Origin of the sequence: Enterobacter sp. RHBSTW-00901 (assembly GCF_014103115.1) — a bacterium.
Taxonomy (GTDB): Bacteria; Pseudomonadota; Gammaproteobacteria; order Enterobacterales; family Enterobacteriaceae; genus Enterobacter; species Enterobacter cloacae_P.
Map to the genome: position 1 here is coordinate 1580065 of NZ_JABXPB010000001.1, position 12896 is coordinate 1592960.

Annotated in this window: 9 protein-coding genes and 1 pseudogene; 1 reads left to right on the forward strand and 9 read right to left on the reverse strand. The window is 57.5% G+C overall.

Annotated elements, in window-relative coordinates; translation table 11 throughout:
- Positions 1 to 14: 14 nt before the first annotated feature.
- The 8 genes and pseudogenes from HV318_RS07595 to HV318_RS07630 all read right to left on the reverse strand — a co-directional run bounded on the left by HV318_RS07595 (position 15) and on the right by HV318_RS07630 (position 11406).
- Positions 15 to 1919, reverse strand: a complete 1905-nt coding sequence (locus HV318_RS07595) for a bifunctional 5-dehydro-2-deoxygluconokinase/5-dehydro-2-deoxyphosphogluconate aldolase (RefSeq protein ID WP_182272262.1) — start codon at positions 1917 to 1919, stop codon at positions 15 to 17.
- A 12-nt stretch (positions 1920 to 1931) separates the two neighbouring features.
- Positions 1932 to 3065: a Gfo/Idh/MocA family protein gene (locus HV318_RS07600; protein ID WP_182272263.1), complete on the reverse strand. Its 1134-nt coding sequence runs from the start codon at positions 3063 to 3065 to the stop codon at positions 1932 to 1934.
- 10 nt (positions 3066 to 3075) lie between these two features.
- Positions 3076 to 4104 (reverse strand): ABC transporter permease, encoded by a 1029-nt coding sequence (locus tag HV318_RS07605; RefSeq protein WP_182272264.1) that lies wholly within the window; start codon positions 4102 to 4104, stop codon positions 3076 to 3078.
- Positions 4105 to 4115: 11 nt separating this feature from the next.
- On the reverse strand, positions 4116 to 5663 hold the full coding sequence (locus HV318_RS07610; protein ID WP_182272265.1) for a sugar ABC transporter ATP-binding protein: 1548 nt from the start codon (positions 5661 to 5663) through the stop codon (positions 4116 to 4118).
- A gap of 50 nt (positions 5664 to 5713) precedes the next feature.
- Positions 5714 to 6643: pseudogene (locus HV318_RS07615) on the reverse strand (substrate-binding domain-containing protein).
- 32 nt (positions 6644 to 6675) lie between these two features.
- Positions 6676 to 7662: an inositol 2-dehydrogenase gene (gene iolG, locus HV318_RS07620; protein ID WP_182272266.1), complete on the reverse strand. Its 987-nt coding sequence runs from the start codon at positions 7660 to 7662 to the stop codon at positions 6676 to 6678.
- Positions 7663 to 7963: 301 nt separating this feature from the next.
- Positions 7964 to 9889: a 3D-(3,5/4)-trihydroxycyclohexane-1,2-dione acylhydrolase (decyclizing) gene (gene iolD, locus HV318_RS07625; RefSeq protein WP_182272267.1), complete on the reverse strand. Its 1926-nt coding sequence runs from the start codon at positions 9887 to 9889 to the stop codon at positions 7964 to 7966.
- An 11-nt stretch (positions 9890 to 9900) separates the two neighbouring features.
- The gene (locus HV318_RS07630) at positions 9901 to 11406 is read right to left on the reverse strand and encodes a CoA-acylating methylmalonate-semialdehyde dehydrogenase (RefSeq protein WP_182272268.1); all 1506 of its coding nucleotides are present in this window, start codon (positions 11404 to 11406) and stop codon (positions 9901 to 9903) included.
- Between the two features lie 294 nt (positions 11407 to 11700).
- On the opposite strand from HV318_RS07630, the gene HV318_RS07635 reads away from it, so the two are divergent.
- Positions 11701 to 12531 carry a MurR/RpiR family transcriptional regulator gene (locus HV318_RS07635; RefSeq protein ID WP_182272269.1) on the forward strand — a complete coding sequence of 277 codons (831 nt, stop codon included), beginning with the start codon at positions 11701 to 11703 and terminating at the stop codon, positions 12529 to 12531.
- Positions 12532 to 12536: 5 nt separating this feature from the next.
- Here the strand turns inward: HV318_RS07635 and HV318_RS07640 are convergent, their stop codons facing one another.
- Entirely contained in the window at positions 12537 to 12869 is a 333-nt protein-coding gene (locus tag HV318_RS07640; protein WP_182272270.1) for a type II toxin-antitoxin system RelE/ParE family toxin, read from the reverse strand.
- Positions 12870 to 12896 lie beyond the last annotated feature (27 nt).

The following is a 12896-nucleotide window of genomic DNA, read 5'->3' on the forward strand; positions in this document are numbered from 1 at the left end:
CTTTGTCTCCTGAATTATGCTTGTCCGCGCTCACGCCACCAGGCGATAAGCTGCAGGTAGTTGTCCCGGATGCGCGCGACCAGCTGCGCATCATCAATATCGTGTTTCAGCCACGCGCGGGAGGCATCGCCAAACAGCGTGCGCCCCACGGCAAACCCTTTCACCAGCGCCTGACCGGCGGCGGCTTTGAAATCGGCACGCAGTTGCTCTGCCGGCGCATCAAGCCCGAGGATCACCACACCACGACAGTGCGGGTCACGGCGTTCAATGATCTCGCCCAGCGCCGTCCAGCCAGCGGAAGAGAGCGGCGGCAGTTTCCACCAGTCGGGGTAAATCCCCAGGTTGTAGAAGCGGGAAATGGCACGCAGATACAGCTCGTCACTGCGCGGCATGCTGGCAGGCAGGATCACCTCCAGCAGCAGCTCATGCCCGGACTGGCAGCAGGCGTGGTACACCTCGGCGATTTTCTGCTCCTGCTCCAGACGCAGGCCATGCGCATCTTCCGGATGGAAAAAGACCAGGCATTTCACCACATGTTCCTGCGGCCAGCTGATGAGCTGGGTACCGATATTGCCGTGCTCCATCTCCAGCGGACGGGAACCTGGCAGCTCAATCGGACGGCCAATCCACCAGCCTTCACCGGTAATCGAATTCAGCGCGTCCTGACCAAAGGTACCGTCACACAACAACCCGGCTTTACCTTCCAGCCCGGCGCAGTTTGCCGCCTCGCGGCTGGCCTGCAGGATCAGCTGCTTCAGCGCCGGAATACGCTTCAGAGACGCACCGCACTGCATCGCCATTTCTTCAAGCTGGCTACGGTGATCGAAGGCCATGACGCACAGCTCCGGCCATTGACGCCGACGGGTCGTGACGCGGTGCAGATGGTTGAGATGCGGGTCGAGGTCGGGACGCGGTACCTGCGCTGCACGGGAAAGGTAATCATCCAGCTCAATTTTTCCCGGCATTGCGGGGGCACAACCGTGGCGCGACACCACCAGCGCCCCACAGGCGTTAGCATAGCGGCACGCCTGCTCCCAGCCCTCATCATTAAGATAACCACGCAGCAGGCCAGACATAAATGCATCCCCCGCGCCGAGCACATTCAGCACTTCAACGCGCACGCCGGTCACCGTCAGGCCATCATCCAGACGTGGCGGAATGGCATCGGTATAAACCGAGCAGCCCAGCGCGCCGCGTTTGCAGACCAGCGTAGCCTTACTTACCGCGCGAACCTGTGCCAGCGCCTGCAACGTATCGGTGCTGCCGCCCGCGATATGGAACTCCTCTTCGGTGCCGACAATCACGTCAAACAGATGCAGCACCTCCTGCAGCTCGCGGGTCACCTTATCGGCAGCAATAAAGCGCGTTTCACCATCACCTAATGAGGTCAGCCCCCACAGTACCGGGCGATAGTCGATATCCAGTACCGTGCGCAGGCCGTGCCGACGGGCGTAGTTCAGCGCCGTCAGTACCGCCTCGCGCGTTTGCGGATGAGAAAGATGCGTCCCGGTGATGGCAAGACAACGTGCGGAAGCGATGTACTGTTCATCTACATCGCTGGCGGTAATCGCCATATCCGCGCAGTTATCGCGGTAAAAAATCAGTGGAAAGGTGTCCCGGTCTTTAATGCCGAGTAGCACCAGCGCCGTCAGGCGTTCTTTATCGGTAATCAGATGGCTGGTATCGCAGCCCACCTGGTTTAACTCTTCGCGCAGGAAGCGCCCCATATGTTCATCGCCGACGCGCGCCAGCATCGACGAGCGTAAGCCCTGGCGCGCCGTGCCGTACGCCACGTTGCCGGACGAACCACCGAGATATTTCGCAAAGCTCGACACATCCTCCAGCCGCGCGCCAATCTGCTGGCTGTAGAGGTCAACCGCCACGCGGCCCATGCATATCACATCAAACTGCTTTTCCACGTTGATACCTCTTCAGACAATGTCGTTCACGTTCAGCCAGCGGCCTTGCTGGTGTGAGAGTGCAATGGCGTCAAGTACGCGTGACACCTTCCAGCCCTCTTCGAAGTCCGGCCACATCGGCGTACCGGTGGCAATGCCGTCCACCAGGTCACGCACTTCCACGGTTTTCTGATCGTTAAAACCGATACCATGCCCTGCCCCCATACAAAATGCGCCATAGTCCGGGTGCGACGGGCCAACGAGCAGCGTGCGGAACCCCTGGCGGTTGACCGGATCGTCATGCAGGTAAAGTTTCAGTTCCGCCATCCGCTCCTGGGTAAAACTGATGGCTCCTTTGGTACCGGTGATCACATACGACAGCCCCATCTTGCGGCCACAGGCGACACGGGAGGTTTCAATGACCCCCTGCGCCCCGCCCGCGAAACGCACCATCGCATGAGCCTGATCCTCGTTTTCCACCGCGATCATTTCCGCCGAACCGACCTTCGCCGGGCGCTCCGGCACCACAATCTTCAGGTCACCACAGACCTGCTCAATATCACCGACCAGATAGTGCGCCATGTTGACAATATGCGCCGCCAGATCGCCCAGCGCCCCCAGCCCTGCCGTCTCTTTAAAGCAGTGCCAGTGAATGGGGGAAAGCGGGTCGGCCATGTAGTCTTCGTTGTGCGTGCCGTAGAAGTGGATCACCTCGCCAATTTCTCCGCGCGCAATAATCTCTTTCGCCAGCTGTGTCGTCGGGTTTTTCATGTAGTTGAAACCCACCAGCGTTTTCACCCCTGCCCGTTCGGCGGCCTCGACCATTTCACGCGCATCGTGAGCATTCAGCGCCAGCGGCTTTTCCGAATAAACGTGTTTGCCGTGGCGAATCGCTTCCAGCGCCATCTCCTTATGCAGATGGTTGGGCGAGCAAATGTCCACCACGTCGATGGCCGGATCCGCCACCAGCGCGCGCCAGTCACCGGTAGAGCGGTTAAAGCCAAACGCCTGCGCCCGTTCGGCCGCCAGTTCCGGGGTCACTTCCGCCACCATTTCGCGTACCAGTTTGCCGCGCAGGTTAAACACCGTCGGTGCCTGGGCATAGGCAATGGCATGTGCCTTGCCGATATACCCGGTACCGATGAGTCCAATGCGTACTTCTTTCATTATTTATCCCTCACAATGCGCCGCGACGGCTCTTGGCATAGGTATCAAATGCCACAGCCAGAACGATAATTAACCCGGTTATAATTTGCTGGTAGTAGGCCGAGACGTTCATCAGTACCAGGCCGTTAATCAGAATGCCCATAATGATCGAGCCGATGATGGTGCCGCCGATACGTCCGTAGCCGCCCATCAGCGAAGTCCCGCCGATCACCACCGAGGCAATGACGCGCAGCTCAAATGAGATCCCGGCCACCGCTTCCGCACTCCCCAGACGCGCGCTGAGGATAAAGCCCGCCAGCCCCGCCAGACAGCCAATCAGCACGTAGACGCTCACCAACACCCGCTTCACGTTGACCCCGGCCAGGCGTGCCGCCTCCGGGTTGCCACCGATGGCGTACACAAAGCGCCCCCAGCGGGTTTTATGCAGCGCCAGATAACCGCCAATGGCGACCAGAGCAAAGATCCAGATTGGAATCGAAATGCCGAGCAGCTCGCCACGCCCCCACCAGCGGTAGCCCGGGTCGAAACCGGCAATCGGTGCACCGTCGTTAATCACCAGCGTCAGACCACGCCAGATGGTCATCCCGCCGAGGGTGACGATAAACGGCGGCAGACGCAGGCGCGTCACGCCAAGACCGTGCAGGAAGCCAATGGCAGTCCCCATTGCCAGACAAATGCCCAGCCCAATCAGCCAGCTCATGCCGCCCCAGGCGTTGGGATCGACGGTGGTGAAGTTGTCACCCTTAATCACATACGCGGCAGTCATGGCGCAGACCGCCAGAATGGACCCCACGGACAGGTCAATCCCGGCGGTCAGAATGACGAAGGTCATCCCCACGGCCATGATCCCGTAGATAGACACCTCGGTCAGGATATTGAAAATATTGCGTTCAGAGAGAAAATTGCTGTTCTGCAACTGAAAGAAAATCAGCAGCAGGATCATGAAAATCAACACCCCGAAGCGCTCAAAAAAGGCGATGGGATCGATGCGCCCGGCGCGTTTAACCGGAACCTGCGTTTTAGAAATCATTTGCGTCATGAGAAACTCCGTTATGCCGCGTTCAGGGCGTTGTGGTTGATGGCCATCATCGTCATAAGCCGCTCTTCACTGGCGTCGTCGCCGTGGATCTCGCCGGTAACCCGGCCTTCACTCAGGGTGATGATCCGGTCAGAAACCGCCATCACCTCAGGCAGATCGGAGGAGATCACGATCACCGCCACGCCTTTTTTTGCCATATCAAACAGCACCTGATGCACTTCCGATTTGGTGCCAACGTCAATGCCTCGCGTCGGCTCATCAACGATCAGCACGCGCGGGTTCAGCGCCATGCAGCGTGCGAGGATCACTTTTTGTTGATTCCCGCCGGAGAGCTTACGTACCTCCTGCTCGCTGTTGACCATCTTGATTTGCAACGCCTGACGGTAAGACTCAATCAGGTCGTCCTCTTTGCGGGTGTTGACGAACCAGCGCCAGTGCAGCAATGAAGAGAGGCAGGAGAGTGACAGGTTGTCGCGAATTGACAGGCCCAGCACCGCGCCCTCTTTTTTACGATCTTCCGGCACCAGCGCCACGCCCTGATCCAGTGCGTAAAGCGGGTCGCGCGGCTGATACGGTACGCCGTCCAGTTCAAACACACCGGAGGTAAAGGCGTCGGCACCAAACAGGCAGCGCGCCACTTCGGTTCGCCCGGCCCCCACCAGCCCGGCAATCCCCAGTACTTCGCCAGCATGAACGTGGAAGCTGATGTCATGCAGCGCAATGCCATGCGGATCCAGCGGCGGCTTTTCACGGCTCAGCCCCTTCACCGCCAGACGAATGGGTTTGTCTTCATGATGCGTTTCGCTGGAAGGGCGACGGTTAAAGGCCACGTCGCGTCCCACCATCAGGCGGATCAACTGCTCTACGGTGGTATCCGCGACCGCCCCGGAGCCAGTGAAGCGGCCATCCTGGAAAACGGTAAACCGATCGCAAAGCTGAAAGACTTCGTGCAGACGGTGAGTGACATAAATAATGCTCACGCCACGGCTTTTAAGCTCCCGCACCACGCGGTGCAGGCTCTCCACCTCGCTGTCACTCAGGGCTGCGGAAGGCTCGTCCATAATGATCAGTCTGGCGTTCAGCGTCAGCGCCCGGGCGATTTCCACCATCTGCTGCTGGGCCACGCTCAGACGAGCAACAGGCGTAGTCGGCGCGACGTTCAGCTGCAGGTAATCGAGAATGACCTGCGCTTCCTGATTTACCGCCTTCTCGTCGACAATCAGGTTACGCTTGCGCGGCTCGCGGCCCAGGAACATATTTTCCGCGACGGTCATATTGGGCAGCAGGTTAAATTCCTGATAGATAGTGATAATGCCCTTGTTCTGCCGCGCCACCGGAGAATCATCCACTGGCAGCGTTTCGCCGTTGAACCAGATATCCCCGCGCGTTTGCGGCTGCGCGCCCGCAAGTGCTTTCAACAGCGTGGACTTTCCCGCTCCGTTTTCACCCAGCAGAGCGTGAATTTCTCCGCTGCCGACGGTCAACTGAGCGCTGCTCAGCGCCCAGACGCCGGAAAAGCTTTTTGCCAGGTCGGTCACTTTCAGTAAGGGTTGCGACATCAGTCTGCTCCTCCTCATAAGGAGCCGCCGCTGGGGCGGCTCCGAATATGTTAGTTACCGGCCTCACCGATACGCTCAGCCTGCTGCAGGTTCTCTTTGGTGATAAGCGTTGGTGGGTAGTCAGCACCGGTGATCGCTTTCTTCTCACGCACGTTCGCTACCAGCTGGCTCATCGCCGTTTGTACCGCGAAACCCGGACGCTGATCGGCTGTCACCGCCAGCCAACCGTCGCGCACGCGGGCCAGCGCTTCAGGCACCGCATCAAAGCCGGTGACAAGAATTTCACCCGGCTTCACGCCCTGCCCTTGCAGGGCTTCAATCGCGCCCAGCGCCATATCGTCGTTCGCAGAGAGGATCACCTGAGGGCGTTTTGGCAGCGACGGCAGTACGCTTTCCACAATGCGCATGCCTTCAGAGCGCATTCAGTTACCGGTCTGATCGGCGACGATCTTGTACTTATCGCCCCCCGCTTTCAGGCTGTCGCGAATGCCTTTGGTGCGCTCGATGTTAGAGGAGGAACCTGGCTGACCGGTCAGCAGAATGATGTCTGCCCCGTTGGGGAATTTGGTTTTGACGAAGTCGCCAATCGCCTGCCCCCCTTTATAGTTGTTAGCGCCAAAGTGCGGCACTTTCTTCTGGCTGTCGACGGAGCGGTCGAGCGTGACGATAGGCAGTTTCGCATCCTGAATTTCATCTACCGCGCTGGAAACGGCGTTCACGTCATTCGGGGAGACGATGAATCCCTGCGCCCCACGGGTGATGGCATTTTCCAGGTCAGCCACCTGCTTCGGCGAACTTCCCTGACCATCCAGCACCTGCAGGTTCACCCCCATTTCTTTCGCCGCTTTCACTGCCGTGCGCTGCATGTGGACTTCAAACGGCATAGCCAGGTTTGGCGTACTGAATACGATTTGCTCGCTTTCGGCCATTGCTGCCCCGGATGTCATGGCGATGAGGGCGGCTAAGATCAGTTTTTTCATTATTATGTCTCTCTGTGTAGGGTTGTTGTGGTTTAGAGGACGATCTCACGCTGGCTACGCAGTGATTCCAGCGCTTTATCCGCAAGGTACAGCGCACGTTCACCATCATCGCCGCTGCAATCAGGAACCGTTTCGCCGCGCAGTACCGCAACGAAGTGTTCCCATTCCGCGGCATAGGCGGATTTGTAGCGTTGCAGGAAGAAGTGTTCCGGCAGCGCACTGGTGCAGCCCTGTTTGCCGTAATGCTGCACCTGGTTTTCAAGGATATTGCCCGCGCACAGCAGCCCTTCAGAGCCGTGCAACTCAAGACGCTGGTCGTAGCCGTAGGCAGAGCGACGGCTGTTAACGATGGTTGCCATCGCGCCGGAGGCATATTTCAGGACAATAAACGCGGTGTCGATATCGCCCGCCTCACCAATCGCCGGGTCAACCAGATTGCTGCCCTGGGCAAACACCGACACTGGCTCTTCACCCATGATGAAGCGCGCCATATCAAAATCATGGATGGTCATATCACGGAACATGCCGCCGGAAACGCGCACATATTCTGCAGGCGGAGGAGACGGATCGCGCGAGATGATCAGCAGCGATTCCGGCTTACCGATACGCCCGGCCAGCACGTCGGTTTTCACACGACGAAACTGCGGGTCAAAACGACGGTTAAAGCCGATGAACAGCGGTACGTCATACTCTTTGACCACTTTCAGACAGTCGCGCACGCGGGCAAGATCCAGGTGTACGGGCTTTTCACAGAAGATGGCTTTGCCATGACGGGCAGCCATTTCAATCAGATCCGCGTGGGTATCCGTGGCGGAGGCAATCAGCACGGCATGAACATTAGGGTCGTTCATCGCTTCATCCAGGCTCTGTTGGCGCGCCTGATAGTGTGTCGCGAGACGAGTGGCAAATTCCTGATTCGGGTCGACCACGGACCAGAGCGTGGTCGCGTTGTGGCTGGCGATGTTAGCTGCATGTACCTGGCCAATTCGGCCAGCGCCCAGTAAAGCAATGTTAAACATAACGGCTCCCGGTGTTGGTGAATGCTGTGAACTAACGACCCTATAAATAAAACATTTATTTCATTTTTATAGATAGTGAAAATTATGTTTTTGAGTACGGGTTAACACTTTTGAGATGAATGAGATAAATTTTGTTATCAATCTCACAACATCGTGGACGATATGCCCCTGACCATAACCCTCTTCCCAAAGGGAAGAGGGAACGGTACAGAGCCGTCTTTTCTCCCTCTCCCCTGTGGGGAGAGGGTCCGGGTGAGGGAAAAAAGAAAATGAAATGAAAATTTCGTTACGGTGGGAAAACTTAATACTGACGGGCTTTTTTCAGCATCTCCTGGGTTTGCTCAGCCGCGTGACGAACCGCAAGTGATTCAGCCACCTGCGCATCACCGGTTCGCCACCAGGACGCATAATCATGGGTCATGGTTTTCGGCAGCACTTTGATATCCAGTAGCGTTGGCCCGGGATGCGCACGGGACGCTTCCAGCGCCGTCAGAAGACTTTGCTCATCATGCACCCGCCATGCGCGACAGCCATAGCTTTCGGCATTTTTGGCAAAATCGACCTTCACCAGTGGCCCGTCCAGCCGCCCGGTAAGCGGGTTGCGGTGGCGGTTTTCCGTGCCAAAGCTGCCCATTCCGTGCCCCATCTGCAGGTTGTTAATACAGCCGAAGCTGGCGTTATCAAACAGCAGAATGGTGACTTTTATCCCCTCCTGCACCGCCGTTTGCAGCTCGGAGTGCAGCATCATGTATGAGCCGTCTCCCACTGCGGCGTAAACCGGCTGCTGTGGTTTCGCCAGCTTCGCCCCGATGGCGGCGGCAATCTCGTATCCCATACAGGAATAGCCGTACTCCAGATGGTAGCTGTCCGGCGTTTTGACCTGCCAGAGCCGCTGTAGATCCCCCGGCAGCGAACCGGCGGCCCCCACCACGATGGCGTTATCTTCAATATGCTGGTTAATAAGCCCCAGCACCCGCGTCTGGGTCAACCGGGTGTTGAGCGTGTCGCCGTACTCTGTCAGCTGTGCATCAAGATGCCCCGCCACTTCGGGCGCATCATCAGGGTGCCAGTCCCGCATCCATAGACGGCGGCACTCGTCGTGCCAGGCTTCCCGCGCCAGTGAGATCTCATCACCCCAGCGGCTGCGGTAATGCTTAAGCGCCTGAGTTAATGCCGTCAGTCCGGTGTGGGCATCGGCAATCAGCGCGGTGGCGTCCAGCTTCAGGGCATCAAACTCCGCTACGTTCAGCAGCAGGAACTCAACATCCGGATGGGAAAACAGCGCTTTTGAGCCCGTCGTAAAGTCCGTCAGGCGTGTCCCGATGCCAATCACCAGATCGGCCTGCGGGGCGAGCTGATTCGCCGCCATCCCGCCCGTCACTCCAATCCCCCCCATGTTCAGCGGGTGATCGCTGACCAGCGCCCCCTTTCCGGCCTGGGTTTCGGCAAACGGCAGTTGCAGCGTCTCGACAAACTCGCGAAACGCATCATGCGCACCGGAATAGCGCACCCCACCACCGCATACCACCAGCGGACGGTGTTTGCGGGCAATCAGATCCTGAGCCCGTGCCAGACGCTGTGGGTCAGGCGGTCGACGCTCTATGTGATGCACGCGACGCGCAAAGAAGCTCAGCGGATAATCCCACGCCTCGCCCTGCACATCCTGCGGCAGGCAAATAGTCACCGCCCCCGTGTTTGCGGGGTCAGTCAGCGTTCGCATCGCACTTAACATCGCACTCATTAACTGTTCCGGCCGGTTGATACGATCCCAGTAGCGGGAAACCGGACGGAAGCAATCATTGGTGCTGATACTGAGATCGTGATACTGCTCAATTTGCTGCAACACCGGGTCTGGCTGGCGACTGGCATAAACATCACCCGGTAGCAGAAGCAGCGGGATGCGGTTCGCCGTGGCGGTCGCTGCCGCCGTCACCATGTTAGCCGCCCCCGGCCCGACGGATGACGTCACGGCAAAAATACGCTGGCGACGGTGCTGTTTGGCGAATCCTGTCGCCATATGGGCAATGCCCTGCTCGTTACATCCCTGCATCACTTTCAGATGGCCGGCATCCTGCTCCAGCGCCTGACCGATGCCAAGCACATTACCATGACCAAAGATGGTCGCCACGCCCTCCACGAAGGGCGTTTCTTGTCCATCGACACAGACATATTGTTGATTCAGGAACCTGACCAGCGCCTGGGCCATAGTCATACGTTCGGTTTGCATAACACCTCCTGTCAGCCCAGCGTCGGCATGGAGAATGCAGCGCCGGTGTCTTGCTGCATTTCAGGCCAGCGCGCAGTGACGGTTTTCATTCGGGTGTAGAAACGCACGCCGTCATTGCCGTGGACGTTAAGTGCGCCAAAAATGGAACGCTTCCAGCCGCCAAAGCTATGGAACGCCATCGGTACCGGGATCGGCACGTTTACACCAACCATACCGGCCTGTACCTCTTCGCAGAAGCGCCGCGCGCAGCCGCCGTCACGGGTGAAAATCGCCGTGCCATTACCATATTCATGACGGTTAATCAGTTCCACTGCGCTGTTGTAATCTGCTACGCGCACCACAGAAAGCACCGGCCCGAAAATCTCTTCTTTATAGATGGTCATCTCTGGCGTGACGTTATCGAACAGGGTCGGCCCGACAAAGTAACCCTTCTCGTGGCCTTTAACACTGAAACCACGCCCGTCGACGCGCAGGTTCGCCCCCTGTGATTCTCCGCTGTCGATATAGCCCAGCACTTTGCTACGGTGTACTGAGGAGATCAGTGGCCCCATCTCGTTTTCCGGCGTCTGATCCAGACCTGGCCCAACGCGCAGTACGGCGATCTGTTTTTCCAGCCGCGCACAGAGGTCATCTGCTGCTTTATCACCGACCGCCAGCACCACAGAGAGCGCCATACAGCGTTCACCCGCCGCACCATAGGCTGCGCCCATAATGGCATTCGTCGCCATATCCATGTCGGCGTCTGGCATAAGAATGCAGTGGTTTTTCGCCCCACCCAGCGCCTGACAGCATTTACCGTGGGCGGATGCAGTCTGGTAAATGTATTCCGCAATTGGCGTTGAGCCGACAAAACTCACCGCCTGCACGCGCGGGTCAGTCAGCAGCACGTCAACGGACTCTTTATCGCCCTGCACGACGTTGAATACACCGTCCGGCAGCCCGGCCTCTTTCAGCAGTTTTGCCAGTGCGAGTGCCAAGGAAGGATCTTTTTCCGACGGTTTCAGCACGAAGGTATTACCCGTCGCCAGCGCAATCGGGAACATCCACATCGGCACCATCGCCGGGAAGTTAAACGGTGTGATCCCGACACAAACTCCGAGCGGCTGCATCAGCGAGTGGCTATCGACGCCGGTACCGACGTTGGCAGAGTGCTCACCTTTTTGCAGATGCGGAATACCGCAGGCGAACTCCACCACTTCCAGTCCACGGGTCAGTTCACCGACCGCGTCGGAAAACACTTTGCCATGCTCTTCGCTAATTAAGCGGGCAAGCCTCTCGGTGTTCTCCTCCAGCAACGCTTTGAAGCGGAACATCACTCGTGCGCGTTTAAGCGGAGAATGACGTGACCACGCCGGAAACGCCTGCTGCGCGGCCGCAATGGCCTGCCCGGTTTCCTGTGCCGTACTCATCACCACCTGGCGGATCTGCTCGCCAGTGGCCGGGTTGAAGATTGCCTGAACGCGCTGGCCTGAACCGGTGACACATTCGCCGTGAATAAAATTCGCTACCGTCTCCATCCTTAACCTCTCGCTGTTGATACGTGATTGTTACCTGAACACTGTGTTTACTGAACACTATATATGAAACAAATATTCCATTTTAAGTTGAAATAAAATAAATGATGATTATTGTGATCAAGGATGGATTTTTATGTTAACGACCAACATCACTGGCACAGCCTGCGCTATTAAGGAATTTCACACGAGTCAATGGCTGAAGCTTCTGTTTCATTTTTGATGCCAGATGGATGGCCGACATTTAAAAGACGCGGTTTTGCGTTTAGAATCATAAAACTGTATTTGGGGGACAAAATGACGACAGCAACCAGCCTGAACGAACTGCAGCAGCAAATCCGCGATCGCTACGATAACCTGAGTAAGAGGCTGCAGCAGGTCTCCCGCTATGTGCTGGATAACACGAACAGCGTGGCCTTTGATACGGTCGCCGTCATTGCTGAACGCGCCGATGTTCCACCGTCGACGTTGATCCGCTTTGCTAACGCGTTTGACTTCACCGGCTTCAACGAAATGAAACAGCTGTTTCGAATGAACCTGGTTGAAGAGACCGCCAGCTACAGCGACCGCGCGCGAATGTTCCGCGAAATGGAGAGCGAAGCCGTCCCGGAAACGCCGCTGGATATCCTGCAGGAGTTTGCGCGTTCCAATGCGCAGGCACTTCAGCAGCTGGCCGCCCGTGCCGAACCGGAAATGCTCGAACGCGCGGTACAGCTACTGGCTGAAGCCGATACCATCTACATTGCTGGCCTGCGCCGTTCTTTTAGCGTGGCAGCCTATCTGACCTACGCCCTGAGCCATCTGGAGTGCCGCCCTGTTCTGCTCGACGGGATGGGCGGAATGCTGCGCGAACAGATCAACCGCATTAAGGCACGCGACATTGTGGTGTCGATTAGCTTCTCGCCGTACGCGGAAGAGACGGTGATGGTCAGCGAAACCGCCGCCAGCGTTGGCGCACGGCAGATTGTGATCACCGACAGCCAGATAAGCCCGCTGGCGACATTTAGCGATCTCTGCTTTGTGGTGAAAGAGGCGCAGGTGGATGCGTTCCGCTCTCAGTCAGCAACGCTATGCCTGGTGCAGTCGCTGGTGGTGGCGCTGGCGTATCAGTTGGGTGGCGGGAAGTGAGGTCATTACATGGTTATCAGACGCTTAAAAAGTAACTGCTGGATATCCTGTCGATGTGCCAGGATCACATGTGCTGTCACTAACGTTCCGTCTACTGAGTACAAAACCCGGTAGCCTTCAGCGTGGTTAAACTCCCGGTATTTGGCACAGCCAATTTTCAGTAGCTCAGGGCAAATCTGGCACCCCTGCGGGAACTGACCAACGGTACTCTCAAACTGTGTGAGAATATCTGCGATAACCGGGCGTGGCTCAACATCAATACGGCGCAGGAAACCCGTTATTGTGTCGAGGCAGTGCTTTACCGTAAGCGTGTACTCAAAGGTCACCCGCTGTTCCATGAAAGTCCCTTAACGTTAAGCACTCTG

Excerpts from the sequence above, each read along its gene's own strand:
- HV318_RS07600 (WP_182272263.1), bottom strand. The coding sequence starts at position 3,065 with ATGAAAGAAGTACGCATTGGACTCATCGGTACCGGGTATATCGGCAAG.
- HV318_RS07605 (WP_182272264.1), bottom strand. The coding sequence starts at position 4,104 with ATGACGCAAATGATTTCTAAAACGCAGGTTCCGGTTAAACGCGCCGGG.
- HV318_RS07610 (WP_182272265.1), bottom strand. The coding sequence starts at position 5,663 with ATGTCGCAACCCTTACTGAAAGTGACCGACCTGGCAAAAAGCTTTTCC.
- iolG (WP_182272266.1), bottom strand. The coding sequence starts at position 7,662 with ATGTTTAACATTGCTTTACTGGGCGCTGGCCGAATTGGCCAGGTACAT.
- iolD (WP_182272267.1), bottom strand. The coding sequence starts at position 9,889 with ATGCAAACCGAACGTATGACTATGGCCCAGGCGCTGGTCAGGTTCCTG.
- HV318_RS07630 (WP_182272268.1), bottom strand. The coding sequence starts at position 11,406 with ATGGAGACGGTAGCGAATTTTATTCACGGCGAATGTGTCACCGGTTCA.
- HV318_RS07635 (WP_182272269.1), top strand. The coding sequence starts at position 11,701 with ATGACGACAGCAACCAGCCTGAACGAACTGCAGCAGCAAATCCGCGAT.
- HV318_RS07640 (WP_182272270.1), bottom strand. The coding sequence starts at position 12,869 with ATGGAACAGCGGGTGACCTTTGAGTACACGCTTACGGTAAAGCACTGC.